21 protein-coding genes and 1 tRNA gene are annotated in these 26,141 nt (G+C 49.4%); 7 read left to right on the plus strand and 15 right to left on the minus strand.

Annotation, left to right across the window (positions count from 1 at the left end):
• Positions 1–122: 122 nt before the first annotated feature.
• Entirely contained in the window at positions 123–1,817 is a 1,695-nt protein-coding gene (locus L0156_15765) for a carbon starvation protein A (protein MCI0604451.1), read from the minus strand.
• A 158-nt stretch (positions 1,818–1,975) separates the two neighbouring features.
• Here L0156_15765 and L0156_15770 point away from each other — a divergent pair, with 158 nt between their 5' ends.
• A complete protein-coding gene (locus L0156_15770) occupies positions 1,976–4,045 on the plus strand; it encodes a thioredoxin domain-containing protein (protein MCI0604452.1) in 2,070 nt (689 codons plus the stop codon).
• A 200-nt stretch (positions 4,046–4,245) separates the two neighbouring features.
• Here L0156_15770 and L0156_15775 read toward each other — a convergent pair whose 3' ends face one another.
• The 6 genes from L0156_15775 to L0156_15800 form a co-directional block, all read right to left on the minus strand.
• A complete protein-coding gene (locus L0156_15775; protein ID MCI0604453.1) occupies positions 4,246–5,010 on the minus strand; it encodes a uroporphyrinogen-III synthase in 765 nt (254 codons plus the stop codon).
• A gap of 2 nt (positions 5,011–5,012) precedes the next feature.
• Positions 5,013–5,321 (minus strand): hypothetical protein, encoded by a 309-nt coding sequence (locus tag L0156_15780; GenBank protein ID MCI0604454.1) that lies wholly within the window; start codon positions 5,319–5,321, stop codon positions 5,013–5,015.
• Complete coding sequence (hemC, locus tag L0156_15785; GenBank protein ID MCI0604455.1) at positions 5,318–6,232, minus strand: hydroxymethylbilane synthase; 915 nt, start codon at positions 6,230–6,232, stop codon at positions 5,318–5,320. Before hemC ends, L0156_15780 begins: the two co-directional genes overlap by 4 nt.
• Before the next feature lie 93 nt (positions 6,233–6,325).
• Positions 6,326–7,579 carry a glutamyl-tRNA reductase gene (gene hemA, locus L0156_15790; GenBank protein MCI0604456.1) on the minus strand — a complete coding sequence of 418 codons (1,254 nt, stop codon included), beginning with the start codon at positions 7,577–7,579 and terminating at the stop codon, positions 6,326–6,328.
• Positions 7,580–7,581: 2 nt separating this feature from the next.
• A complete protein-coding gene (ccsA, locus tag L0156_15795) occupies positions 7,582–8,394 on the minus strand; it encodes a cytochrome c biogenesis protein CcsA (protein MCI0604457.1) in 813 nt (270 codons plus the stop codon).
• Positions 8,395–8,455: 61 nt separating this feature from the next.
• On the minus strand, positions 8,456–9,274 hold the full coding sequence (locus L0156_15800) for a DUF4198 domain-containing protein (GenBank protein ID MCI0604458.1): 819 nt from the start codon (positions 9,272–9,274) through the stop codon (positions 8,456–8,458).
• A 52-nt stretch (positions 9,275–9,326) separates the two neighbouring features.
• Here L0156_15800 and L0156_15805 point away from each other — a divergent pair, with 52 nt between their 5' ends.
• A complete protein-coding gene (locus L0156_15805) occupies positions 9,327–11,726 on the plus strand; it encodes a TonB-dependent receptor (protein ID MCI0604459.1) in 2,400 nt (799 codons plus the stop codon).
• Positions 11,727–11,808: 82 nt separating this feature from the next.
• On the opposite strand, the gene L0156_15810 is transcribed toward L0156_15805, so the two are convergent.
• From L0156_15810 to L0156_15820, 3 genes are all read right to left on the minus strand, one after another.
• Complete coding sequence (locus L0156_15810; protein ID MCI0604460.1) at positions 11,809–12,357, minus strand: BON domain-containing protein; 549 nt, start codon at positions 12,355–12,357, stop codon at positions 11,809–11,811.
• A 184-nt stretch (positions 12,358–12,541) separates the two neighbouring features.
• Positions 12,542–12,925: a hypothetical protein gene (locus tag L0156_15815; GenBank protein MCI0604461.1), complete on the minus strand. Its 384-nt coding sequence runs from the start codon at positions 12,923–12,925 to the stop codon at positions 12,542–12,544.
• A 98-nt stretch (positions 12,926–13,023) separates the two neighbouring features.
• Positions 13,024–13,758 carry a BON domain-containing protein gene (locus L0156_15820; protein ID MCI0604462.1) on the minus strand — a complete coding sequence of 245 codons (735 nt, stop codon included), beginning with the start codon at positions 13,756–13,758 and terminating at the stop codon, positions 13,024–13,026.
• A 3-nt stretch (positions 13,759–13,761) separates the two neighbouring features.
• Here L0156_15820 and L0156_15825 point away from each other — a divergent pair, with 3 nt between their 5' ends.
• On the plus strand, positions 13,762–15,420 hold the full coding sequence (locus L0156_15825) for a SpoIIE family protein phosphatase (GenBank protein ID MCI0604463.1): 1,659 nt from the start codon (positions 13,762–13,764) through the stop codon (positions 15,418–15,420).
• Positions 15,421–15,451: 31 nt separating this feature from the next.
• On the opposite strand, the gene L0156_15830 is transcribed toward L0156_15825, so the two are convergent.
• Positions 15,452–15,523, minus strand: a tRNA-Val gene (locus L0156_15830).
• 348 nt (positions 15,524–15,871) lie between these two features.
• Here L0156_15830 and L0156_15835 point away from each other — a divergent pair.
• On the plus strand, positions 15,872–16,534 hold the full coding sequence (locus L0156_15835) for an MBL fold metallo-hydrolase (GenBank protein ID MCI0604464.1): 663 nt from the start codon (positions 15,872–15,874) through the stop codon (positions 16,532–16,534).
• A 15-nt stretch (positions 16,535–16,549) separates the two neighbouring features.
• Here L0156_15835 and L0156_15840 read toward each other — a convergent pair whose 3' ends face one another.
• Entirely contained in the window at positions 16,550–17,134 is a 585-nt protein-coding gene (locus L0156_15840) for a DUF1579 domain-containing protein (GenBank protein MCI0604465.1), read from the minus strand.
• A gap of 175 nt (positions 17,135–17,309) precedes the next feature.
• On the opposite strand from L0156_15840, the gene L0156_15845 reads away from it, so the two are divergent.
• The gene (locus L0156_15845; GenBank protein ID MCI0604466.1) at positions 17,310–19,697 is read left to right on the plus strand and encodes a PQQ-binding-like beta-propeller repeat protein; all 2,388 of its coding nucleotides are present in this window, start codon (positions 17,310–17,312) and stop codon (positions 19,695–19,697) included.
• A gap of 139 nt (positions 19,698–19,836) precedes the next feature.
• Here L0156_15845 and L0156_15850 read toward each other — a convergent pair whose 3' ends face one another.
• The 3 genes from L0156_15850 to L0156_15860 are packed head-to-tail and all read right to left on the minus strand — an operon-like array spanning position 19,837 to position 23,093.
• Positions 19,837–20,757, minus strand: a complete 921-nt coding sequence (locus L0156_15850) for a cysteine synthase family protein (GenBank protein MCI0604467.1) — start codon at positions 20,755–20,757, stop codon at positions 19,837–19,839.
• Between the two features lie 10 nt (positions 20,758–20,767).
• Complete coding sequence (locus tag L0156_15855; GenBank protein MCI0604468.1) at positions 20,768–21,781, minus strand: methyltransferase domain-containing protein; 1,014 nt, start codon at positions 21,779–21,781, stop codon at positions 20,768–20,770.
• Between the two features lie 49 nt (positions 21,782–21,830).
• Positions 21,831–23,093 carry a hypothetical protein gene (locus L0156_15860; GenBank protein ID MCI0604469.1) on the minus strand — a complete coding sequence of 421 codons (1,263 nt, stop codon included), beginning with the start codon at positions 23,091–23,093 and terminating at the stop codon, positions 21,831–21,833.
• 133 nt (positions 23,094–23,226) lie between these two features.
• On the opposite strand from L0156_15860, the gene L0156_15865 reads away from it, so the two are divergent.
• Both L0156_15865 and L0156_15870 read left to right on the plus strand, forming a co-directional pair.
• Positions 23,227–24,609: an inner membrane CreD family protein gene (locus tag L0156_15865; protein ID MCI0604470.1), complete on the plus strand. Its 1,383-nt coding sequence runs from the start codon at positions 23,227–23,229 to the stop codon at positions 24,607–24,609.
• 78 nt (positions 24,610–24,687) lie between these two features.
• Positions 24,688–26,141: tetratricopeptide repeat protein (locus tag L0156_15870; GenBank protein ID MCI0604471.1), on the plus strand; the 1,454-nt coding region annotated here is incomplete at its 3' end.

Consider the following 26,141-nt stretch of genomic DNA (forward strand, 5'->3'; position numbering starts at 1 on the left):
AGATGAAACACTACAACATCTCCCGCCCAGAATAGGATTTTATTAACGCAGAGACGCGGAGACGCAGAGAAAAAAAATCATTCACTTCCATTTCTCTGCGTCTCTGCGCCTCTGTTACAATTTCAATCGCAGGCGGGGGCACTGACCATTGGTGTGGTGGTATCGGACTTGCGGATTGCTTCGAAAGCCATCATCCCGGCGAGGAAAATTAACAGCAGACAGATCAAGCCATTCATGAAAGTCGCATTCAGTACGAGTCCTTGTTTTTGAACTTCGCGATAAGCCCAGCTTGCCTGTACAGTCAGCGACCAGATGGTCATTGTCATTACAAATAGCATGGGAATCAGAGCAAACCAGAAGGGGCGTCCCGCCGTCTTTAACCATACGCAAATGCAAAGCAAACTCAATGCGGCAAGCAACTGATTGCTGGTTCCAAAGAGAGTCCAGAAAAGTTGCCAGGCGCCTTCGCGGGAAATCATCAACAGACCGGCCGGTAAGAGGATCGTGATTGCGGTTGCAATCAATGCTCCTTTGCGTCCTTGAAATCCGAACAATTCTTGCAAAATGTATCGTCCCAGGCGCGTGGCCACGTCTAAAGTGTCAAATACGAAAGTGGAAAATGCCATCGCGCCGAAGGTTGCCGCGAGCAGAAATTGATCTTCGCCGATGATTACAGTCAGGAAACGGCCGATTCCATCGCCGTAAATTTTTCCGGGTTTCAATCCTTGCAAGGCTTCCGGCGCCGCGATCATCACGGTGGAAAGCGCAATCAATGCCACAAATCCTTCCAACAACATGCTTCCGTAACCTATCGGCCTGCAATGTGACTCCCTGGATACCTGCTTTGAGGTGGTTCCGGATGCCACAAGACCATGAAAGCCGGAACAAGCACCGCATGCAATTGTCACAAAAAGAAAGGGGAACAACGCGCCTGTAAGGCCTGGTCCTTGCCAGGTCATGAACGCTTTTTGCTGGATCGGGAAATCGCCGAAAAAGAGTCCGATCACACCGATCGAAAGAGCAATGTATAGGATGAATCCACCAAGATAACCGCGCGGTTGAAGTAAAAGCCAAACAGGCAAAAGAGAAGCCACGAAACAATAAACGAGAATGGCGAGTATCCAGGTTGAAGAGCTGAATACTAATAGTGTAGAAATTTTTGTCCCGGCCCAGACTGCAGCCAGTGAGAGCGGAACAAAAACGATTGTCTGATAGAACAGCGTAAGGTTGAATCGCCGCTGAATCAATCCCATCACAACAGCAAGAAGTAGATAGATTATGCTTGCCGCCGCGACAGCTCCACCACGATTGAAGGTGACCCCGAGCCCTTCCAGTTCTTCGCTTTTTCCAACGAAAGTGCTCGCTGTGATATCGGTGAAGGCCATGATCACGTACAACAACGCGATCCAGATGAAGAGCATCATTGCGTACCACGCTCGTGGTCCGAGACGGTGTCTTACTATCTCGGCAATGGACCTAGCTTGATGCCGGACAGATGCCATTAAGGCTGAGAAGTCATGAACGGCGCCGATAAAAATCGCTCCCAATCCAATCCAGAGAAGGCAGGGAAGCCAGCCGAATTGCTGGCACGCGATGATCGGTCCGGCAATGGGACCAGCCGCCGCAATCGCGCTGAAATGTTGTCCCATTAAATAAAATGGTTTTGTGGGAGTATAATCCTGTCCGTCGTTATACACTTCTGCAGGCGTGGGCAATTCCTGATCGAGCTTGTATTTGTTTTCCACATACCGGCTGTAGAAACGGTAACCAAGCGCAAGAAACGCCATGAAAACGATTGTGAGAAGCGCAAGACTCATAACACATTTTCATCTTACTACAATTGGCATATATTCCTCTTTGAGCCTATTAATTCTGGGATATTATTTTTTCACCGCAGAGTACGCAGAGGGCGCAGAGATAAATAGAATATTTCTTTGTTGTCTCGGCGTCCTCTGCGGTTAATTATGGAGCGTAAATGAATCGATTAACGCAGGAAAAGAGTCCTTATCTTCTACAACATTCCGATAACCCGGTCGATTGGTACCCCTGGGGCGACGAAGCTTTTGAAACAGCGCGCCGCGAAAACAAACCGGTTCTGCTTTCCATCGGTTATTCCACGTGTCACTGGTGCCATGTCATGGAACATGAATCCTTTGAGGATCAGGAAGTGGCTGCTTTGATGAACGATGCCTTTGTTTGTGTGAAGGTGGATCGTGAAGAACGTCCCGACATCGATAACATCTATATGACCGTGTGCCAGATGTTGACCGGAAGCGGTGGTTGGCCGCTGACAATGTTTCTTACCCCGGACAAGCAGCCTTTTTTTGCAGGGACTTATATTCCGAAACACGATCGATTTGGACGTCCCGGTCTTCTGGAAATGATTCCACGCATCAAGGAATTGTGGAAACTAAAACAGCCTGACGTTTCCCGTTCTGCAGCGGAGATCACACAGGCATTGCAGCAAGCCTCTGCAGACACATCGGGTGAGATTCTGAACGAATCCGCAGTGAAAGCAGGATTCGAGCAACTGGCTCGCCGATTTGATCGCGTTTTTGGAGGCTTTGGAGACGCTCCCAAATTTCCAACTCCGCATCAGCATCTGTTTTTGCTTCGCTACTGGAAGAGAACGGGAGATGCACGTGCTTTGGAGATGGTGGAAAAAACTCTGGAGGCAATGCGTCAGGGGGGGATCTACGATCATGTTGGATTTGGATTCCATCGTTACTCTACGGATCGTGAATGGCTGGTTCCACATTTTGAAAAGATGCTTTACGATCAGGCGCTCCTCAGCATGGCCTACATTGAAGCGCATCAAGCGACGCGTAAAGAGGAATTCGCTGAGATCGCGCGCGAAATCTATGAATATGTTCTGCGCGACATGACCGATCCGGAAGGCGGTTTCTATTCAGCTGAAGACGCCGATAGCGAAGGCGTGGAAGGAAAATTCTATGTCTGGAAAGCGGAAGAACTGGAGCAAATCCTGGGTGATGAAGCCTCCTTCTTTTTTGAGATTTTCAACATCGAACGGAACGGAAATTTCCTGGAACAGGTGATCGGTCACCGCACCGGCGATAACATCATCTACCGCACAAAACCATGGGGAGTGCTCGGCTCAGAAAGGAAGCTCGAAGAACAACTGTTGCGACTGCGCATCGAAGAGGCGCGGAAAAAATTGTTTCAAGTTCGCGAAGCGCGCGTTCATCCGTTGAAAGATGACAAAATACTCGCAGATTGGAACGGATTGATGATTGCCTCTTTCGCAAAAGCTGCAGCAGCCCTGGCAGAACCGAAATACGCAGAAGCGGCCAGCCGTTCTGCAAACTTCATTCTGAATAAAATGCGGAAACAGGATGGGTCTCTGATCCATCGCTATCGTAGCGGAGAAGCCGCGCTTCAAGCGCATGTGGATGATTACGCATTTCTTGTGTACGGGCTGATCGAACTTTACCAGACAACTTTCGAAGTTTCGTTTCTGAAGAATGCAATCGAACTAAATGACCACATGCTTCGTCATTTCTGGGATGAACCAGCCGGTGGTTTCTTCTTCACAAGCGACACCGGGGAGCAGATGCTGGTCCGCACAAAGGAAGTTTACGATGGTGCTGTGCCGTCCGGAAACTCGGTTGCTTATTTCAATTTGCTTCGTTTGGGGCGCATCACGGCGAATCCGGAACTCGAGCGAAAAGCGGAACAGCTGGAACGTGCCTTCGCCGGTCAGATCGGCCATCTTCCTTCCGCGTATACCCAGTTCCTGATCGGTCTCGATTTTCGGATCGGGCCTGCTTACGAAGTGGTGGTAGCGGGACGTCCGGAAACAGGGGATACTGCGGAAATGCTAGTAGCTTTGCAGAAAGTGTTTGCGCCTCGCAAGGTTCTTGTTTTTCGCCCGGAGCAAGAAGGCATTCCCGAAATCTCGCGTTTTGCCCCTTATACTGTGCCGCAAAAAAGCATCGATGGCAAAGCTGCAGCTTACATCTGCCAGAACTATGTCTGCAATCTTCCGACAACAGATGTCAGAGAAGCAATTGAACAATTGAAGTAGTGGCAGAGCATTTTCCAGACTGCGTGTATGAGCATGCTGCGTACCTAACTCATTTTTTCTTCGAAGTTATCACAGGTGCGAAAATGCTCTGCTTCCATCCGGGGCCAGCAGAGCATTTACTCTCGCGAGAGTCCGCCTGCGCTATCGAAAACATTCTGCGCAAACAGATCTGTTCAAATACAATGGCAAATGCTCTGCCACTACCACCTGATTATCGCTTCCACCAACCCTTGCATTGTAAATTCTTCTGCCTCTATGGCTGGTTCCACCCCATATTCGCGTAGAGTTTCAGCTGTAATCGGGCCGATGCAGGCAACAGGAATTTTTTGCCAGGGGAATTCGCCCGCCAGTTCAGCGAAATTACGAACAGTGGACGAAGAAGTGAATGTAAGCAGGTCAAGCTGATTGCTGTTCAGTAGCTCTACGAGCGTTTGTTTGTTTTGCGCAGCTATTTCAGCTTTGTAAATGTGGATTTCTTCCACTATTGCTCCTGACTGCCGCAATTGTTCAGGCAAGATGGGACGCGATCTTGCAGCTCTTGGCAACAGGATTTTTTTCCCGGCCAGAGAATCTTTAACGAGTTCTTCCGCAAGATTTTCAGCCTGGTATCGGGAAGGTACCAGTGACACACGACCTCCGAGTTCGTTTACTTTGGCTGCGGTTGCCTGGCCAATGCATCCGATTCTTGTCGTGTCAAACCACTTCCAGTCACGGCCTGAATCTCGCAGTGTTTGATTCAGAATCAGCACGCTATTGACGCTGGTGAGCAAAAGCCAGGAATAGTTTTCGATCCTGTCCAACTCGTGTTGGAGCTTCGAAATGCCGTCGTTCTGTAGAATGATTTCTATAGAAGGAATTTCGTAGATTATAGCGTCTTCTGTCTGGAGCAACCTGGTGAGCTCCGCGGCCTGGTCGCGCGATCTTGTGACGAGTATTCGGCGTCCGGTTAGCTTTCCTTCCGGCATGATTATTCCGGGATGACGAGGAACAAACTGTCCAGGTTGAGGCTGCGCGCTCGCAGGGCAACGTCTCCCAGCGTGCCGGAAACATCTTCCGCGGGTAGATGACAGGGCGCATGAGGAGACATCCCGTGTTCGATAAGGCGACCAATCAGATCCTGAAGCTGTGATCTCCGCAGGTGAAACAGCAAAGCGGTGTTCAGTGTGTTGAGCGCTGAGAATGAAATGCCGTTAAGGGTTTTGTTTTTTGTTAGATCGACGCAATAGAAGCCATTCGGATAATTCCGGTTCATCCAGTTCAACATCTCTTCCTTCATGGTCCTGTTAACTCCGATAGCAGATCAGATGCGCCTTCTTCTTGAAGCCGTTCGAACATGCGAGCGGCGCACGTGTCAGGATTGTCCGATTCCAGCACATCCTGCACAATTCGATTTGATTTCACTCCACCGATGAAGGCGCGCAATTTCCACTTGTCCCGGTCCGGCGTTGCCAGCGCGCCAATGGGTAAATGGCACCCTCCCTCATATCTCAGAAGCAAGTCTCGCTCGATCCGGGCAGCCGTTTCGGTGACTGAATCGTTCATCTGCCGGATCATTTTAAGGAGTTCTTGATTGTCACGACTGGTTTGTATTGTCAAAACCCCCTGTCCGATAGCAGGAACGAAAGCTTCTTCGGACAAATAGTGCATGAAGGAATCATCAAACAGGCCAAGACGATGTAAGCCCGCGGCTGCAATCACGATGGCGTCATATTGTCCTTCTTTTAATTTTCTCAACCGGGTATCGAGATTTCCTCTGAGCAATTCGACATTCAGATCGGGACGGTAAAATTTGAGCAAGACCGTTCGCCGCAAACTGCTGGTGCCCACCTTCTTGCCTGCAGGAAGATGCATGAGATCTTCCTGATGGCTTGCCCAGACGTCCCGTGGATCTTCGCGAGGCAGGAAGGCGGCCAAAATTAGACCCGGTGTTTCAACTCCCGGCACATCTTTCAAACTATGGACCGCGATGTGGGCTTTATTTGAAAGCAACGCTTCTTCAATTTCCTTAAGGAAAACGCCCTTTCCGCCAAAGGCTGATAAGCTGACGTCCTGAATGCGATCCCCGGTCGTCACAAATGTTTCGAGTTTCCATTCGTGTTCTGGAAATTTTTCTGAAAGTAGACTTTGAACAAGGCCCGCTTGCAACCGCGCAAGCTGACTGCCGCGAGTCGCTAGAATCAATTCCACACTTTCAGTATAACGGAACTGGATCATGCGGACTGGAAGTCCGCGGCCTGTAATGCAGGCAAAATGCCTGCGCTCCGTATTGTCTGCGGTCCGTTAAAGGCGAAATAGTTTGCGAATCAGCTCGATTTTCTCCAGGCCATCCGGCTGGTTTGCGAGCTGCCTCAATTCGGAATACGAATTTTGTAGGATCTTGTTGGCAAGGCTGGAAGTGAGCTGATCGAGAGCCTCTTTTTGCTCAGGCGAAAGAGGTCCCATCTTCTTGAGTGTCAAATCAATTTCGCGCCTTCTTAATTCTTCAATATGCTGCTGGATGTCGCGAATGGTCGGCGCGATATCCAGAGCTTTCAATTTGTTCCAGAAAAGCTCTGATTCATGCAGGACGATTTCTTCTGCTTTTTCAGCTTCTTTCTGACGTTGCTGCTTATTCTTATCGGCAACGGAATGAAGGTCATCAATGTCATACAGGAAAACATTCCCGAGTTCATTGATTTGCGGATCGATATCGCGTGGCACCGCGATGTCGATGAAAAACATGGGACGGTTCCGGCGCACGGACATAGCGCGCTGGACATGATCTTTTTTAACAATAAAGGTTGGTGATCCTGTGGAGCTGATGACAATATCGGATTCGGCAAGACAATCCGTAAGATTCTCAAAGGGCACCGCTCTTCCTTTCACCTGTTCAGCAAGCTCAGCTGCTTTTTGAAACGTGCGGTTGGTAACCAGAATGACTTTCACGCCTCGCGATTGCAAATGCTGGATTGCCAGAACACTCATTTTCCCGGCTCCAATCACAAAAGCGGTTTTCCCTTCCAGTCTGTCGAAGATTTTTGCTGTAAGTTCAATCGCAACCGAGCTCACGGAAACCGCGCTGCTGGCAATCAGAGTTTCATTCCGAACCTTCTTGGCGACCATGAAAGCTCGTTCCATGATCGAATGCAGTGTAGACGCGATCGCTTTTTCGCGTTGAGCGATCGCAAAAAATTGCTTCATCTGGCCCAGGATCTGAGGTTCTCCAACCACCATCGAATCCAGACTGCTGGTGACACGGAAAACGTGTCTGATGGCTTCAGGACCGACATGGCTGTAAAGGAGTGGCGCGAATTCAGCTTGAGGCATGTGGCGTAAATCACTGATCAGATCCGTCAAAACCTCTTTGCATTGATCCAATTGATCCACGCGCGTAAGTATTTCAAAGCGGTTGCACGTGGAAAAAATCATGACTTCCGGAACCACTTCTTTGATCTTTTGCAGCGCTAACGGGAGCAACTCTTCTTCGATGTGCAGACGTTCGCGCACTTCCACCGGCGCTGTCTTGTGGTTGAGTCCGAGCAGTTGAATCAGCATGATCAGAAGGAGTGATACACGTTGGATACCAGAGAGACTCCGGCAAAGGTGAAGACGATTAAGACAAAACCAACGATTGCGAGATAAGCCGCTTTTCTACCACGCCAGGCGGAAAGCATCCGGCCGTGAAGCAAAATCGCGTAGAGCGTCCACGTGATCAGCGCCCAGATCTCTTTGGAATCCCAGCTCCAATAAATTCCACGCAAATACTTGGACCAGATCATCCCGGTGATCATTCCAAGAGTTAACAGGAAAAATCCGAACCACAAACTCTTGTAACTGATTTCATCGGACGCTTCCAGAGACGGCAACCTTTCCAGTAAAAAGGAAGATCGTTTTAGCTTCAATTGCCTTTCCTGAACCAGATACATGATGGCCGTCAGGAAGGAAATCGTTAAAGCTGCAACACTGAGAATCATCAAGGGGATGTGGATATAAATCCAACCTGCACCCAAAACAGGTTGCAGCGTTTCTTCGCGACCGGGATATAGCAGCTTCAAAATGATGGAAAGAATCGTGATGGGAAGAAGAACAACCGCGGCCGCTTCTTTGTTTTTGTCTCTAAAGGTCAGCAAAAACAACAAGACCGTCAGGCAGGTGAGCGCCCAGAATGCCTCCACAAAATTGGAGGCAGGGAAGCGGTGCCTTTCCAGACTGATTACGATTAAATCAATGACATGGGTGAGAAACGCCAGCTGCAAAAACAGCAAAGCGAGCTTCTGAGTATTCGTTTTTTTTAAGAAAAAACGAATCCCAAAGTAAATCGTTGAAAGGCTATAAAAAACGATAGCCAGTCCATCCAGGATATTTGACATAAGCAAACAAAAACAAAAAGAATTGACCTACCTTGGCGCCTTGGCGTCTTGGCGGTTCCTATTAATTTACTTCAAAGGTAAAATTTGCCCAAAAGCTTTGCCACTCAGCCTCTGGATTCTTCTCGAGCGGGAGCATCTTGGTGGCCCGGATCAGCCAGCGACCCTTATGTGTAATGCGGAATTTAGCCATGCCATTTTCATCTGTGCGGGTTTCCTGAGCATATTCTTCCGGAAGAGTGCTGTAAGAATCATAGGTCGCCTTGACTCTTTGATTGACCAGAGGCTTTCCATCAAACAACACGATCACATCGAGATCGGAATCCACGCTCAATCCACAAGGATTTTGCTGGGGGAGAATCTCTATTTTGTAACCAAGAGGTCGTTCGAAATCGTCCGTAGGTGTAGAACCAACCTGAATAAATGTTTTTACATATCGGGTGTAAATCTCACGTCCGGGTTTATTTTCTGTGCCCGATTTTTTTCTCATTACCGCCACATCGGGAAAACCTTCAACGGTAATATACTTTTTGAAGATTTCCGGTTCGATCTGAATAAAAGTTGGTTCTTGTTGCCAACCAATTGTGTAGGTTCCTTTCCCGGGGAATTCTACAATCGGGTCTCCTGTTTCAGGAACATTTAGATTTGCTTCCCCTGTCGGTCCATCCATACGCAGATTGTCGGTCATGCTCTCAAACCAGACAACTTCTTCTTTTTCTACAAACATCGCCAGACTTACTTGATTCGGAATTTTCTTATCAAAACGGGGAGCAAGGTACATGTCATGAGCGAAGAGAGAGGAGGTGAGGAAGATAGTAAGGAAGAGAAGAAAAAGCAGGGTAGAAGCCTGCGCTCCGTAGTGCGCTCCGTTCATCTGACTCATAAATGGCTGCGTATTATACTATGTACTCTACAAACGCATCATACGGATTGAAATGAAAAAAATCGGGTGGTTGTTCTGTCTTTTCCTAAATTTTTCCATGCTGTACGCCGAGGATCCCGGAAAGATTATCGGCTGTGTAATGGATGAATCAGGGGGAAATTTGCCGGGTGTAAAGATCGACGTCGGGGGAGAGGCGCTCGCGAAGAAAATCACGGTCTTCACGGATCAATCCGGCTGTTACCGCGTTTTCTTGCCGCCTGGAAGCTATCAATTGAGTTTTCATTTGTCCGGTTTTAATCCTGAAACCAAAGATCAGGTAATCGTGTTTGCGAACCGCGAAGCGATTGTGGATCGCTCTCTTCGGATTTCTATAAGAGCCGAGATGATTGTATCTGCGCGAAAACCTCTTCGGGATCTGGTAGAAGAGAGTGACAATCTGCTGGGAATTGCAGATGCAGCGTCTCAAGGCGCGGTCCGATACGAACAGCTCGCATTGAGGCCGGTTTCCAGACCAGGCGAACTTCTGGAGACCGTGCCGGGAGTGATCATCAGTCAACACAGCGGGCAAGGGAAGGCGAATCAGTACTATTTGCGTGGTTTCAATCTGGACCATGGAACGGACCTTTCCATTAATGTGGATGGGATGCCTGTGAATTTTCCAACACATGGCCATGGGCAGGGCTATTCCGATTTGAGTTTTCTCATTCCTGAGCTGGTCAACGACGTTCAATATCAAAAGGGACCATACTACGCGGAGCGTGGAGATTTTTCTTCAGCCGGCGCTGTGCGAATTGACTACGCCAGGAGTCTGGATAAGACCGTTGCCGGACTCGAAGCAGGAAGCTTCGAATACGGTAGAGCTCTCCTTCTCTCATCCCCCCGGGTGATCAATGGAAATTTGTTGATGGCACTGGAGCTTTATCACAACAATGGTCCCTGGGTAAATCCGGATGGTTATCGAAAAATCAATGGACTTCTTCGATACAGCATCGATCGAGAGAGGGACAGTCTGAGCTTCCTTGGAATGGGTTATGACGGACGTTGGGACTCCACTGATCAGATTCCCGCGCGAGCCGTCCGCTCAAGTCAAATCGATCGATTCGGCACAGTAGATACTTCCGATGGCGGGGATTCGAGCCGTTACAGTCTCACGATAGATTGGAAACATTCCTGGAAGGACGCCCTTACGCAAACTTCTGCGTACTTAATTCGTTATGATCTGAATCTTTTTTCCAATTTTACCTACTTTCTGGACGATCCGGTGAACGGCGATCAATTTGAGCAGGCGGACAGCCGGACTACAACAGGCGGTGAAATATCACATCGATGGCTCAGCAATTGGGGCCGTTTTGATACCGAGAATCAAGCCGGCATTCAATTCCGCAACGATGACGTGGGCAATGTTGGACTGTATCACACGAAAAGAAGAGATCGCCTTTTCGCGATTCGTGAGGACGCCGTAAATCAACAAAGCTGGTCCGCTTACTGGCAAAATACGATGCAATGGCATCCGCAATTTCGCACTCTTTTCGGACTGCGCGCAGACTACTATCGCTTTGATGTGGACAGCAGCATCGAAGCAAATTCCGGAAAAGTAAGTGACACGATTGTCAATCCCAAATTTGGATTCATTCTGGGGCCCTGGAAAAAATCGGAATTCTATGTCAATTTCGGTTCCGGTTTTCACAGCAACGATGCCCGCGGAACCACCATCCGTGTGGATCCGTTGACCGGATTGCCGGCTGATTCTGTGCCACCGCTTGTGCGATCGAAGGGCGCTGAATGGGGCATGCGCACTTCCTTTGTACGGGACTTGCAAAGCACTTTTTCTCTGTGGCTGCTCGATTTTGATTCGGAATTGTTGTTCGTTGGTGATGCCGGCATCACTGAACCAAGCAGGCCAAGCAGACGCACCGGATTTGAATGGAACAATCACTATAAACCCTATGACTGGCTGACAATTGAAATGAACTGGGCCTATTCACGCGCTCGTTTTCGCGATCAGGATCCAGCCGGTAATCGAATTCCAGGAGCGGTGGAGGGCGTCATTACGGCAGGTATCTGGATGGAGGGACTGCCGATTAATTGGAAACCATTCAATCACACGGTGGGCGTTCTTACTTCGAAACGATCAGCGCAGCTGTCTGATTCTTTCTTTGGTCGCATGATTCTGGGATTTCAATTCCGATATTTTGGTCCGCGTCCGTTGTTGGAAGACAACAGCGTTCGTTCCGATTCTTCTACGCTGGCGAATCTTGCGGTAGGGTACAAAATTCACAAAAACTGGAATGCTTTTCTGGATGTATTCAATGTGTTTGATTCCAAGGCGAGCGATATCGATTACTTTTATACTTCCCGGTTGCCGGGAGAGCCGTTAAGCGGCATCGATGATGTGCATACGCATCCGGTCGAGCCAGTTTCTTTCCGCTTCAGCCTCACCACGAATTTTTAGAATAAACCGCCAAGACGCCAAGCCGCCAAGAAAAAAAATCTTTTTATCGATTTTGGCGTCTTGGCGCCTTGGCGGTTTTTGATTAACCGCGAACGACTCTAATCTGATTGTCTACGCTGAGGACGCCAAAAAGTCCTCGCACAGTACTGGCAGCGCGGACACGAGCGACTTCGCTATGCACAACACCCACAAGTGTTACACGTGATTGATCCACAATGATCTGGATACGCGGATCTTTTCCGACAAAATAGGAAAACAAAACTCCATCATTTCTCAGACGTCTATAAATCGCAGCGCGCAGACGGTCATCGAAATTGCTCGCCGGCAATATTTCAATCTGATTCGATACAGTCCGTACACCTTCTACTCCGGTCGCAGCTTTCATCGCGCGTTCCTTCAGATAGGCGTCCCGAACTTTACCTGTGAGTACAACATTTCCATCTTTGCTGGAAACGAAGACGCTGTTAAAGACAGAGTAACGCGCCGATAGCCCACGAAAGCGCGCAGCAATGTCCGTTACGATCTCATCATCTGAGCGAATTACACTTTTTTCAGTTGAACCGGGTGCGGCTGAAACATTGAAGGCCGCCACCACAAGGAACAACAACACAATCCATTTCGAGCCTTTCATCTAACCTCTCCTTCTCATCTCCTAGCTGTTTGCGCCGCCGGTTCGTTACTTCTAACCGCGAAGGCGCAAAGCCGCCAAGAAAAAAAATAATCTTTATCCGATCTTGGCGTTCTTGGCGCCTTGGCGGTTCTTTCTTTAACAGGAAAAGCCCGAAACAAAATGTTCCGGGCTCCCTGATCTTGTATTAACGGAAGATGCCGATGCCAATATGAACGCTCGATCTTGGCCGGTAGTACGGTCTGTAATTGTAGTTGTGTCGGCCGCCATAATAATGGCATCTGTAATTAGATCCACGGTAATAATGATTGTGCCAGTAGTCACGATAATAAGGACGGGAGTAGGAGTATCCGTAATAGGGACGTGAATAGGAGCGATAGCCGTAGTAGGGACGGGAATACGAACGGCGATATCGGTTGTACCCGTAATGGTTATAGCCACCACCATAGGAATGGTAGCCATACCCGGAATGACCGCAGCCGTTGTAGTGAGAATGGCCTGCTTGTGCCGAATTGCCGGAAAACAGGATCAGACCGGCCGCAAAAACCAAACAGGGAATAAGCTTCTTCATTAGACCCTCCATCAGTAATCCCGTTGTGCAACTGTCGTGCCAGACAGAGCTGTCCTCTAGGTCCTGAAGAAACTTGTCTTCTCTGAAGGACAGATGTGCTAATTTGTTTGAAGTCCGTTGTCTACGGAGAGGACACCATTGAAGGAGCGGATGATGCTTCCGATCTTTTCCCGTGAAGCATTCGAGTCAACGTAACCGACGAGGCGTACTCTGCCGCTATTGACCAGAATGAGAATGGACGGGTCCTTGCCGAGGAAGTACTGAGGAAACTCGTTCCTCAACCGGCGAAAGATGATCTGCCGTAAACGCTCATCTCCAGCGGCAATGGAAGCGTATTCGATCTTGTTGTCAACTCCACGAACTCCGCGTATCCAGATGACCGAATTCATTGAATCTCTTATGAGAGTTTGATCGCGCACGTTACCGGTCAGGACAACAAAGCCATTGCTCACTTTCAAAGAGACGAGATCGAAAGGTGAGCCTCGCAGATGCGACCGGATTTTACTGGCTGCCTGCGCTTCAATGTCAACATCCGATACATTTCCAGGTGTCACGGCAATTTCATTTTCAACGCTTTTGACGCCCTTTACTTCCAGGGCTTCTTTCTCTGCCGTGTACCGGGACCCGTAGAGTTTTGCAACGCCTTCGAGATAGATGGTCCCTTTGTTGTGAAGAACTTTTAAGTTTTCAATTTCCACTTTTTTCTCATCAAGTATCTCTTTTTCAACAATGCGCGCCACCTCATCGTACGTTCCTTTTTCGGTTTCTTCAGCCACGATGAATTCTGCGGTGAACAGGAATAAGCACAACGGTAACCAGGGTCTAATTCGCATACAATGTATTATAAGATCATGGCTTATTTGCTGCTACCCGACAAAAAACAGACCAGAAAAGTGATCCTGAACAAGGGTGTTTTTTTCGTCGGTCGTGCACGGGAAAATGACCTGATTTTGATCTCCGATTCGCTCTCCCGATTTCATGCGCAGATTACAAAACGGGGAGACCGCTTTTCGATCAATGACCGTGGATCCTTGAACGGCGTTTTCATCAATGGCTCCCGCATCGTAGGGGAAACGGATTTGCGGGATGGGGACATCATCGGCTTCGGAGACGTTCATGCCCGCTTTTGTTTGGAGGAACCGAAACCGATGCGTGAAACAGAAAAAGTTTCGGAAAAAATTCAACGCTTTCCTGTTTCCAGTCTGGTTGATTCCAAGCGTTTCGAACCGGAAAAAAAGCAGAAGTATCTGGAGCTTCTGTACCATTTCAGCTCCCGGCTGCTTCAGCATTCACCTTCCTCCGACTTTGGTGCGGTTGCTCTGGAATTGATTCACGATGTATGGAACCCGGACCGCAGTTGTTTGATGCTGAAGGGAAATTCGGGAGAATGGCAGATTGCGACACAGAGATTCGGCAAGAATCCGGAACTCTCCAACGACAGTTTTGAAATCAGCCGCAGTCTGGTACGGGAATTGGAGAAAGAGCAGGAAGCCTTGCTGATTTCGCATCGTGTGGAGGATCGCAGGTTCGCAGCGTCTGAAAGCCTTCAACGGCAAAATGTTCAGTCAGTGATGTGCGCGCCTTTATGGACGAACAAAGCGATTCATGGTTTTTTGTACTGCGATTTGATTCGTCCCGAGCGCAGTTTTTCTTATTCCGATCTGGAAATGTTTACGATTCTCACAAACCTGATGGCAATGAAATGGGAAAACGATCAGCTCTGGCAACAGGCCCTGATTCAGCAGCAACTTGAACAAGAGTTGAATGTTGCGGCCGAGATCCAGAGAAAGTTTTTTCCGGTGCAGACTCCTGATATTTCCGGCTATGAATCGGGCGCGCTCACGATACCCTCACGCAAAGTGGGAGGAGATGCTTACTTCTGGCATGAACGCAGAAATGGGGAAGTTGTGTTCATGATTGCGGATGTCATGGGGAAAGGTTTGCCCTCTTCTTTGCTGATGTCACAGATTCAAGCGATCATGAAAATTTTTGCGGAGCAATACAAAGAGGCGCGTGATATTGTTACTGCGGTCAATGAGTTCATTTACAGACACAGCACGCAAGAGAAATTCATCAGTATGGTGACCGTTGTGCTCAACCCGAAAGAAGGCGAGATGTCGTATTGCAATGCGGGGCACAATGCTCCCTGCCTGTTGAATTCCGGCGCTGAGCCTTTCTATCTCGAGACGGGAGGCATGCTGCTCGGAGTTTTTGAAGACCAGGTATATAGTCAGGGTAGCGCAAGGATCGAAAAAGGGGGAACGCTAGTTTTCTATACGGATGGCGTTACGGAAGCCCGGAATAAGGAAGATATTGAGTACGGTGTAGAAAGGCTCGTGGAATTTGTGCGGGAGAATGATGACATCCCGGCGCGAATTCTCCCCGAAGCGATCATTTCAAACATACGTGAAAATTGGCTGGGAACCGATCAGGAGGATGACTGGACATTATTAATAGTGAAAAGAGCATTACACGCCCACGAGCCGACGCGATAGACGCGGCGACTCGCGACGCGAAAGACGCAAATGGGCGATACTGGATTTGAACCAGTGACTTCTACCGTGTGAAGGTAGCACTCTCCCGCTGAGTTAATCGCCCCAACAAATGGAAATGATAGACCAATACAAAAACCGATGCAAACTTGATCCATGTAGCGCGGACGTCTCGTCTGCGCCGTTCCGCAAGCGGGACGCCCGCTCTACTTTGCTGACGGTCCTTCTTCTGCTTCTGTTTGCTACTTCACTGATAGCCGAGGAGGCAGATTGGTGCCGGCATCTGCCCCGTCCTGGATATACAAAGCTCCAGCGGATTCAAGTTCGTTCGCAGTGGTTTGAGGTTTATCTCGTCAGACCTGGCGTATATGCTATTAGCGAGCCAAGACAATTCGAAGAAGTCATCTCGTATCTGGTGGTTGGTTCAAAGTACGCTCTTTTATGGGATTCAGGCATGGGGATCTCCAGAATCCTTCCTGTGGTCGAGTACCTGACCGAGAGGCCGGTGATCGTGCTGAATTCTCACACTCATGCGGATCACATTGGAGGCAATTTCGAATTCAAGGAAGTGTGGGCTCTACAGACCGAATTCACTCAACAGAATACCAAAGGTTATTCTGATCCTGATATGAAAAATTGGGTTAGCCCGGATCGTATTTGTGGCGATCTTCCTTCTGATTTCATGCCAGCAACGTACGCGATCCGTCCTTTCCGGACTTCCCGATACGTGAAAGATGGGGAGATCATCGATCTGGGAGAGCGCAAATTAGAAGTGCTGCATACACCTGGTCACACACCGGATTCTCTTTGTCTTTTGGATCGTGAAAACCGTTTGCTCTTTACCGGAGACACATTTTATGCCGGCCCCCTCTATCTGTATTCGCCTGAAGCAGACTTTGACGCATTCGTAAAAACGATCAACCGGCTCGCAGGACTGCGAAATAGTGTTGACGTTCTTTTAACCGGACACAATGAACCGATTTCCTCTGTCTCTTCACTGACGATGCTGCAAACAGCGCTGGAACAAATTCAACGGGGTGAGATGAAACCGATGGAGAAGGACGGTCTGAACCAGTATTTTTTCCAGCGCTTTTCGATCCTTACAAAGAAGAAGTGATGATTACTTTGGCACTCACTTACGCGTGTATGTGATTTCCACGTTCCGGTTATCTTTTCCTTCCGGATCGATGTCGTGCAGTTCGAGTGTGTGTTTGTTCTTGTCGATTACGGTCCAGATCCATTTGGATTGTCGTGTTTTTCCGCTTACCGGATCGTCATAACTTCCGGTTACTGTTATTGTCTTTCCTGTTCCATCACAGGGTCCGTAGAGTGGCGTTACCATTGTGCTTTCATTATCGATCCACACGGAAACGTAATTCTTTTTATAATTGTCGTGACCCAGAAATCCCATTCCTTCAAATATTCTGGGGTCATCCTTCGAACGTCCGGTGCAATGTTCAGAAAGATAGCGGCCTCCCAGAACCATTTTCTTTTCGCAGGATCCGGTGCTTTCCCGCATTGGCGCAGCCGGGTCCAGCCGGAATTTCACGGAAATATTCCAATTCCCTTCAAATTGAGCAATGTGTTTGTGGTGCTCCCCCGGCTGCGATAGTTTAGCCCACACTTCCATCATTTTTTTCTCTTGCTCCGTTTGCTCTGCCTGCGACACCAGCGCAAAGAGCGGAATTGCTATCGTGATGAACAGCAATATTCTCATGCTCGACCTCCGCTTCTTCTATCATAGCCGTTTCGGGCAGGAATTCAGGCCATCCACACGTCACTTTCATCCCATTGGTCACATGCGTATTGACGGCGCAGCGACGGACAGTTCAAAATATAGAGCGCAGGCTGGAAGCCTGGGCTCCATATTCCGTTATTTGGGAGGACGTTTCATGCAAAGAAGCCGCAGACTCTTTTCCGTTTTCATTTTTCTAATTGTGCCTTTTCTCCAAGCAGCGGATTGGCCTGGTTTTCTTGGACCGAACTATGACGGCACAACCCGCGACGGACAATTCGGCACTACCGGAGGCGGTTTGGTTGTCGCGTGGCAGCGAAATTTGGGCTCCGGTTATTCGGGTATCGCCGTGTCCGGCAACCACGCAGTCACCTTGTTTTCGGATGGCGTGAAGGATTTTGCGGCTGCACTGGATACGGCCAGCGGAAAAGAATTGTGGCGGTACGAAATCGGACCCACTTACAAAGGGCATGATGGTTCGCAGGATGGTCCACTTGCAACTCCCGCAATCGCGGGCGATAGGGTGTATGGACTGAGCGCAAAAGGGGAATTGTTCGCGCTGAACCTTGAATCCGGTAAGTCACACTGGTCTGTGAATACGGCGAAGAATTTCAATGCTAAAGAACCGATCTATGGATTTACGACATCTCCTCTTGTTGCCGGAGATGTTCTCGTTGTGCAGGTTGGCGGCGATAAAGGTCGCGCCGTTGCAGGATTTGATGCGAAATCGGGTAAAGCGCTGTGGACGACCGGTGAAGATGTCATTGCGTATCAATCTCCGGTGTTGATGAGAATTGCAAACAAGGCGGTCGTAATCGCAGTAGGCAATGCCAGACTCTACGCGATTGATCCTGTCTCAGGAAAAGTGCTTTTGGATTACGAACATGGCGGCGCCGGCCAGGCGGAAGTTATGGTTCCGGCGCTCGTGGAAAACGATCGTTTGCTGCTGCGCAACAAATCCGATTCCACCGACCTGGTGCGCATCGTTTCAACAGCTGATGGAAAACTTTCTGTTGAAAAACTTTGGAGCGCGGGAGTGTTCAAGAACAGTTACAACGTTCCGATTCATCATAAAGGTTTTTTGTACGGTTTTTCCGGCCGTGTGCTGACTTGCGTCGATGCCGCGAACGGTCAAATCAAATGGCGATCCAGAACGGCAGGTGATGGATTCGCGCTCCTTGTGGATGATCAACTTATCATACAAACCAAAGACGGCAAAGTGCATGCAGGGCCCGCCACTCCGGAAGGCTGGAAAGAAACATCGAAATTGGAGCTTTTCAAAAAAATCGCATGGACACCTCCGAGCTTTGCCGCCGGAGCAGTGTTTACGCGAAGCATGGGAGAGATCGCTCGCCTGAATTGGGGGAGTGTTACTGCATCCGGTTCAGAAATCAATCAAGACATATCGTTCGGCAACACACGCTTTGCAGAATTTCTTGCTGAAGTGAAAAAGAGCAACAATAAGAAAGAAGTTATCGATCGATTCTGGAGTTCGATTCAGCGATTTCCGCTGGTGGAATGGCCCGATCGTGTCTATTTTTTGTATCGCGGTCCGGCAGAAGACATCGCCGTCACAGGGGATCATGTGAGTTTCGGCCGCGAGGAGCCGATGCAACGCATTTCCGGAACGGATCTTTTCTACTATGCCACGACTCTTGAACCGGATGCGCGAATCAATTACCGGTTTTTGAAGAACTACGATGAAATCATCGCTGATCCACACAACAATCGCACCACTGTGGATCGCCGGGGCAAACCATTGTCCTGGATGGCGATGCCCGGATGGAAAGAACCCGCGCACTTAAAAGAAGCGGCGGCAGACCGGAAAGGAAAAATCGAGACGCATGCAATCGAAAGCAAATTGCGCAAAGGAGGTTCGGCAAAAATTGAAGTTTATGTTCCGGTTACCTATGGTTCGGAAAAGGAACCATTACCCACGCTTTATCTTTTTGGTGGACCGGAAGTTCAAACGCAAGGAACGTTCACAAATAGTCTCGATAATTTGATTGGAAATTCGGTTAAGCCGGTGATCGTGGTTTATTTGAAGGAGCTGAAGACCGGACCGGAACCAATCGAAAATCCGGCTGAGGAAATGAAGGCTCTTGCTGAGATGATAGCGAAAGAAATTGTTCCATTTGTGGACGGACACTATAAGACAAACACCAGAGCCGCTCATCGCGCAGCGATGGGGGCTGGATATGAAGGAAACTATGCGCTGTACCTGGCTTTCGGCTATCCGGAACTATTTGGTGGAGTTGCAACTCAATCGGCCTTTTTGCAGGAACACGTGGCGAATCCTGTTCGGGAAATCATAGTAGGACCGGACAAACATCCTGTTCGGATTTACATCGATTGGGGAATTTACGATTACCGGTCGGATCTCGAAGGCTGGAACAACGCTACGGAGAACGAGAAATTCTACAGATTCGTTCGCGACAAAGGGTATAAGCCTGCAGGTGGTCAGGTCCATGAAGGTGCCGGTTGGCCGAATTGGCGCAATCGCACCGATCGCGTCCTCGCCACACTGTTTCCGTTAACTGAGTAGGGAGCGGTAGCGACAAAGCATTTTGTTCAGGCCTGCTTCGGCGTTTTGGTATAGCTGACGAACACATGTCGCGACAGCGTAACCGCATCTAAAGTTCTCTTGTTCAACTCGTGCTCAACCCCGCGTGTTAGCCATGTCTTTACTTCCTGTACACATCGGTGCTCAAGTACTTCAGGCCGGAGTCGGCCATAAGAGTGACCACGTTTGCATCTGGCCCGAGCCGCTCAGCAACTTGCAGTGCGGCGACTACGTTTGCACCGGAGGAGGTTCCGGCGAATAACGCTTCCTCCCGCGCGATGCGCCTTGCCATTTCCTTCGCGTCGTTTGTTCTCACTGGCAGGATTTCGTCCACGAGAGTCGGCTCCCAGAGTGGAGGAATGAAGCCAACCCCAACTCCCTCGATTTTGTGCGGGCCAGCCTGACCTCCCAGCAACACAGAGGATTCTGCTGGTTCGACAACAATGATCTTGATATCGGGTTTGTATCGCTTGAGCACAGTGGCGACCCCACGGTAAGAAGCCGCTGTACCCACACAGTGAACGAAGGCGTCGATCTGGCCCTTCGTTTGATTCCAGATCTCTTCGCCCAGGGAGTAGTAGCCCGCGATGCTGTCATGGTTGTTGAGCTGGTCGGTCCAGTAGGTGTGAGGCTCCTGGCTCAACTTACGGGCCGCCTCGATCATGTCCAGGATCAGTTTCTTGGTGGTGAGGCCTCCCTCGCTTGGGACGAGCGTCAGTGCCGCACCAAGCGCCACCATGTGATCCAGCTTTTCCTTACTAAATGCATCGGAACTGACGATCTTGATACGATATCCTTTTGCGGCGCAGACTAATGCAAGCGATGTCCCCGTGCTCCCACCGGTGTACTCGATAACGGTGTCTCCGGGGCTCAGTCGACCCTCCTCCTCCGCCCGCGAAATCACGGACTGCGCCATCCGGTCTTTGACACTTCCTGTGGGGTTCTCCCACTCGAGCTTCACGAAGATGTTTGCACAATTGGGAGGAGCCACTTTGCGAAGTTGAACTATCGATGTGTTTCCAATAGCATGAAGAATGTTCATAGGGCCTTACTTACTTTTCTGCGAGCACAAGCGATTGAGGGCTTGGCTGCAACGAGTGAAGGCTGCAGCGCGAGAAACCGGCATCCAGGTGCATTTCTTCCAGCTCACGGAACGTGTACGCATCTCCTGAACCCGTGGATGCAAGCATGATAAGTGAAAACGATGCGGCTATTTTTGGCGTTACACGATCTTCATTCGGCACGAATTCCAGAGTGATTGCTTTTCCTTCCGGTTTGAGTGCGGTATGCACCTTCTTTAAAAATCGAGTGCAGGTTGCCGGATCGAAATGGTGGAGGAAGTTGGTAATCAGAACCACATCGTAATCAGTTCCGAATTTTACTTCAAAAGCATCACCGGGTATCGTGTGGTATCGGTCCTGTACTCCTGCGCTTTCAGCATTGGATTTTGCGAGATTCAAAACGCTTTGCCAGTCCAGCGCATATATTTCGGCTGCCGGATACTTACGCGCAAAAGTGATTCCAAACATACCATGGCCGGCCGCTATATCCAGAACGCGTATTTTTGCATCTTGAGGAACTCCTGCCATAAGGGCGATCTGTTCTGCGGGGAATGCTACGAAGGGAGCCATCGCTTTAGCGAAAGTTACCCACATCGGATGTTCCGGCGCTACTGAACCGTCACCCGGAAGGGTGGTCCTTCCTGTTCGCACCGTTTCCGCGAGATTGTCATATGCGGAAACCATCACGGGCGCGAGCAAGAATTCGACAGCCGATCCCAGATATGCAGGGGATTTGCGGCTCAAAAAAAATTTGCTATCCGGTGTACACCTGTAAACATCACCCTGTTTTTCTAACAGACCCTGGATCACCAGATAATCGCACAGAATGCGAACGCCGCGTTCGGATGCTTTGCACCGTCCAGCGAGCTGTTTCGCGGAAACCCCTTCCTCTATTTGAGTAAACAGATCCAGCTCTATCGCGGCCTTCATGGCAGCGCTCTTTTGAAAGGAATTGGTTGTTTCAAAAAATAACTCCGGAGAAACATTTGGCATCGGCTCCGTCATTTTTTAAGTGCCTCCTAAACAATGTAGCGCGGGCGTCTCGCCTGCGAATTTAATTCTCACATGCTTTAAGGTCAGCGATCGCTTCGTCAAGCGCTTTTTGAGTATCCTGGTTTCCGTTTAATACGTGCATCTTCCAGCTTTTTTCGAGCGCGCAGCGGGCGGATGTCCATCCTCTGTCATAAAGCTTGTTGAGTTCCGCGTATGGAATATAGTCGCGAATCCCCACTTGCTCAAGTTCGTTGCTGGTAATTTCGCCAGCGGTATGAAAAATGAGGGCGTGCCAGAAATCTTTCGGCAGCGATTGTTCCTTTTTAGCGGCAATCTTCTCGGTTTCTTCCTGGATCCACCGGCCCCATCTATGAGAAGCCTCATGAAAGAGTGTCTCCAGCGCCGCGTAATCTTGAATCTTTGTTTCTGTGCTCGCGATTGTAATGTGCACCGGATTTCCAGTTGTGTAAGCTCCGGACCATCCGGCTTCCACCGTCACATCAGCGGGCAAACGCTGCCATTTTTTGCCGTAGGCTGTCTCCAATCTTTTTGCGATGCGGTTCCCGAATTGATCGAGTAAACGTTGCGCCACGAGAATCCACTCCTGGTTCGCGCGTTGATGCTCGGGCCACCAATGTTTCCGGTACACTGGCGCGGCTTTCATCAGGATTTCTTTGAGTTTGGGGTCGGGGCCGTCTCGCAAGACCGTTTCGTTGCCTGCATCGGCGAACCAGTTCTTGACCGCCCAGATTTCGCTGTTGAAAATGAGATCCTTTTCCGCAAAATGTGTTTTGTAGTATTCAACACCTTCCTTCCACGATTCTTTTTCCTCATCACTTAGAGTTACGACAAATTCCACTTTCGGCTTTGACTCCGGATGGAGTTCCCGTCGGGCTGTTCCACGCAGGAAATGATGTAGATTGATCCAGAATCCATTTCTAAGTTCGAATAATGTAGAGTGAACTGGTTCGCGGTAAGGAAATACTTTCTCAATCCGCAGTGTTTTCTCCTCAGCATGGCTTTCTGCATTCACCGAAACGCGTTCCCCTTCGTATCCCTTCAGCGTTTCTGGATTTGCAACCATCCATGCGGCTTTCGATCCTTCTTCGATGAACATCATCTTTTGAGGAGTCCATTCCGGATGCCCGACATGCGCTCCGCCGCGCAAACATTTCTTGACGCAATCTTTTCCGCCCTGCTTTGTGTGTTGTTCCTTGCAGTTCTCTTCACTGACCCAGCCCGTGAACTTCTCCGCCGCCTCAAGAGCCGGTTGAAAGAGAAGACATAAGAAAAGCACCGCTGCGTTTAGTTTCCATCCCTTCATTTTGTGAATGATAGCATGCCGGGCGAGGTTCCGATTACACACGCTGTGTCCGTGTGACAACGAAAACGGATTACGCACTTCTCGGGAACCGCTTGGCCAGGCGTTTGCTTACAAACAGAAAGGAGGTGAGCCGATGATCAAGCGGATTCTGGCGATCACGTTTATTTATATCTGTACGGCGGCAGCCTGGCTGGCTCTTGGCACTCATATGGAGCTAAGAACGCATCAGCAAGACGCGAAATTGAAGAGCGATGTTGGAAAACTCTGGGGCACCCCTCACAAACAACTTGCACCCATGGCTTATTTCGTTACACGAAATGAAACGAAAGTGCAGACTATCCGGGGCGGCGAAACAATCACTGAAGCGAAAATAGAAACCTTCAAACATCCCTTCCCATTATCCAAAAGCGATATCCAGGTCAGGTTGAATCTGGATCATCGGAGAAGAGGACTGCTCTGGTATTCCACTTATAGCGTAAATTTTTCGGGGAGCTACTCCGTGCAAAATCCGTTTACGGACCAGCGTGAAATATTTGCGGATTTTGTTTTTCCCAGTCCAGGCGCCGTTTACGACAACTTCCGCGTAAAGGTGAATGGCAAAGAATTGCAGAACATCCAGGTCAACACGGCCACACTGACTCTGCCATTGAGCTTGAATCCCCAAGAAACCCAACCCATCGATATCACTTACACTTCCCACGGCCTGGATGAATGGTGGTACGACTTTGGCGCCGACGTTACGCAGATCAAGAACTTCTCGTTGAATATGAAAACAAACTTCGATGAGATCGATTTTCCGGAAAACGGTATTTCTCCTTCCGGAAAACAGCGGATCCATGGCGGATGGGAATTGAAATGGAACTATTCGAACCTGCTTTCCGGAGTCAAGATCGGGATGGCGATGCCTCACCGGCTGAATCCGGGACCCTGGGTGGCGCAGGTAACCCGTTCTGCTCCTGTTTCGCTGTTCCTTTTCTTTTTTCTGCTGTTTATTTTCACAGGCATCCGCAAAACAAAACTTCACCCGATGAATTATTTCTTCATCAGCACTTCCTTTTTTAGCTTCCATCTTCTTCTTGCTTATCTTGTGGACCACGTGTCCATTCATCTCTCATTTCTCCTTTGTTCCGCAGTTTCCATTGCTCTTGTGGTCTCTTATATGCGGCTTGTTGTGGGAAAACGTTTTGCGTTTACCGAAATTGCAACCGCGCAGTTCGTGTATCTGGTTCTCTTTTCGTACACATTTTTCTTCGAGCAATATACAGGACTGGCGGTGACGATCCTCTGCATCCTTACGCTTTTTGTTGTGATGCAAGTAACTGGCAGATTCGATTGGGAAACACTGTTTCAAAAGAATTATGCGGTGCAAAATGTTTCTACACAGCGGGCCTGCCCGTATTGTAAAGGGCAGCTGGAAGGCTCGGAGACTTTTCGTTGCGGCCGATGCAGCACATCTCACCATGCGCTTTGCTGGTCTGATCATGGTGGCTGCGCAATCTACGGCTGCAGTGGTTAAGGAAACCGCCAAGTCGCCAAGAAATAATTCTTCTTCAAATCTTGGCGTCTTGGCGCCTTGGCGGTTAGAATAGTCTGCATGAAGCAGATTGCATTTTTGATCCTGTTCTTTCTTTTCGTATCTGTAACGTGCGCTCAGCAGAATCTAGGAACGATTGACTTTCCTGCGACCGGCAAAGAAGCAGCGCAGCCGCATTTTTTACGCGGAGTGTTGTTGCTGCACAGTTTTGAATATCCCGATGCACGGGAAGCGTTTGAGGAAGCGATCAAGCTGGATCCGGATTTCGTCATGGCTTACTGGGGCGCTGCCATGACACACACTCATCCAATCTGGATGGAGCAGAATCTGCAAGATGCCCGCGCGATTCTCAATAAGCTGGACCCTTCTCTTGAAGAAAGGCAGAAGAAAGCTACTACGGCGCGTGAAAAAGCATGGCTTGCAACAGTAGAAGTGCTTTACGGTGAGGGGACCAAAGAGGAGCGTGATCTTAAGTATGAGAAGGCGATGGCAGAACTTGCCAACGCCTATTCAAATGATCTGGAAGCTTCCGTATTTCATGCGCTATCGGTGCTGGGGACTGCGCATCAAGGGCGCGATTTCCGCATTTACATGAAGGCGGCGGGAATTCTGGAAGAAGCATACCAGAAAGCTCCCAATCATCCCGGAATTTTGCATTACATGATTCATTGCTATGACGATCCGGTGCATGCAACTCTAGGTTTGCGGCCTGCGCGAAAGTATGCGAAGGTTGCAGGCGCAGCCGCACATGCTCAGCACATGCCTTCGCATATTTTCCTGGCGCTCGGATTGTGGGATGACGTTGTTAGTTCGAATGATGTTTCGTGGAAAGTAGCGGATGAACGGGTCAACACAAAAAAGCTGGGTCTAGAAGAACGTGGATATCACTATCTCTACTGGCTTCAATACGGTTATCTGCAACAGGGCCGCTACAACGATGCGAGAAAGACTCTGGCGATCATGGAAGAAGACGCAAAAAAGTCTCCTACTTCTCGAATACTCTGGCATTTGATCAGAATGAGAGCGGCTCAAATCATTGAAACCGGACAATGGGACGGTGACGCGATTGCAATCACGGCAGACGCATCAAAGGTTCGTCCCGCAGTCGCTGCGGTACATTTCTTCGCAAGTGGTTATGCCGCTCTGAAGCGAAAGGACATTTCCGAAGCGCGTAAGAATTTGGTGGAATTGCAAGGTTTGATCAAGAAGTCATCCGAAGACGCCGGGGAGTCTCATCACGGAATGGCGGCGCCGCGAAATTACCCACTTGATCCGAAAACACTGGAAATCATGACGGAGGAACTGGATGCCGGTATCCTTTTTGCGGAAGGCAAAAGAGAAGAAGCGATCGAGAAAATGAAGAAAGCCGCTTCAGTGGAATCTGCATTGACCTTCGAGTTTGGTCCTCCGGAAATCGTCAAACCGTCGCACGAGCTACTGGGAGAAATGTTGCTGGAGATGAAGAAAGCCCCGGAAGCGCAGATCAGTTTTGAGCAGGCGCTGGAGCGAGCGCC

This window comes from bacterium (genome assembly GCA_022616075.1).
Taxonomy (GTDB): domain Bacteria; phylum Acidobacteriota; class HRBIN11; order JAKEFK01; family JAKEFK01; genus JAKEFK01.

Excerpts from the sequence above, each read along its gene's own strand:
- L0156_15820 (MCI0604462.1), bottom strand. The coding sequence starts at position 13,758 with ATGCGAATTAGACCCTGGTTACCGTTGTGCTTATTCCTGTTCACCGCA.
- L0156_15775 (MCI0604453.1), bottom strand. The coding sequence starts at position 5,010 with ATGCCGGAAGGAAAGCTAACCGGACGCCGAATACTCGTCACAAGATCG.
- L0156_15770 (MCI0604452.1), top strand. The coding sequence starts at position 1,976 with ATGAATCGATTAACGCAGGAAAAGAGTCCTTATCTTCTACAACATTCC.
- ccsA (MCI0604457.1), bottom strand. The coding sequence starts at position 8,394 with ATGTCAAATATCCTGGATGGACTGGCTATCGTTTTTTATAGCCTTTCA.
- L0156_15840 (MCI0604465.1), bottom strand. The coding sequence starts at position 17,134 with ATGAGAATATTGCTGTTCATCACGATAGCAATTCCGCTCTTTGCGCTG.
- L0156_15805 (MCI0604459.1), top strand. The coding sequence starts at position 9,327 with ATGAAAAAAATCGGGTGGTTGTTCTGTCTTTTCCTAAATTTTTCCATG.
- L0156_15855 (MCI0604468.1), bottom strand. The coding sequence starts at position 21,781 with ATGACGGAGCCGATGCCAAATGTTTCTCCGGAGTTATTTTTTGAAACA.
- L0156_15865 (MCI0604470.1), top strand. The coding sequence starts at position 23,227 with ATGATCAAGCGGATTCTGGCGATCACGTTTATTTATATCTGTACGGCG.
- L0156_15765 (MCI0604451.1), bottom strand. The coding sequence starts at position 1,817 with ATGAGTCTTGCGCTTCTCACAATCGTTTTCATGGCGTTTCTTGCGCTT.
- L0156_15780 (MCI0604454.1), bottom strand. The coding sequence starts at position 5,321 with ATGAAGGAAGAGATGTTGAACTGGATGAACCGGAATTATCCGAATGGC.
- L0156_15835 (MCI0604464.1), top strand. The coding sequence starts at position 15,872 with ATGGGGATCTCCAGAATCCTTCCTGTGGTCGAGTACCTGACCGAGAGG.
- L0156_15860 (MCI0604469.1), bottom strand. The coding sequence starts at position 23,093 with ATGAAGGGATGGAAACTAAACGCAGCGGTGCTTTTCTTATGTCTTCTC.
- L0156_15810 (MCI0604460.1), bottom strand. The coding sequence starts at position 12,357 with ATGAAAGGCTCGAAATGGATTGTGTTGTTGTTCCTTGTGGTGGCGGCC.
- L0156_15800 (MCI0604458.1), bottom strand. The coding sequence starts at position 9,274 with ATGAGTCAGATGAACGGAGCGCACTACGGAGCGCAGGCTTCTACCCTG.
- L0156_15850 (MCI0604467.1), bottom strand. The coding sequence starts at position 20,757 with ATGAACATTCTTCATGCTATTGGAAACACATCGATAGTTCAACTTCGC.
- L0156_15815 (MCI0604461.1), bottom strand. The coding sequence starts at position 12,925 with ATGAAGAAGCTTATTCCCTGTTTGGTTTTTGCGGCCGGTCTGATCCTG.
- L0156_15845 (MCI0604466.1), top strand. The coding sequence starts at position 17,310 with ATGCAAAGAAGCCGCAGACTCTTTTCCGTTTTCATTTTTCTAATTGTG.
- L0156_15825 (MCI0604463.1), top strand. The coding sequence starts at position 13,762 with ATGTATTATAAGATCATGGCTTATTTGCTGCTACCCGACAAAAAACAG.
- hemA (MCI0604456.1), bottom strand. The coding sequence starts at position 7,579 with ATGCTGATTCAACTGCTCGGACTCAACCACAAGACAGCGCCGGTGGAA.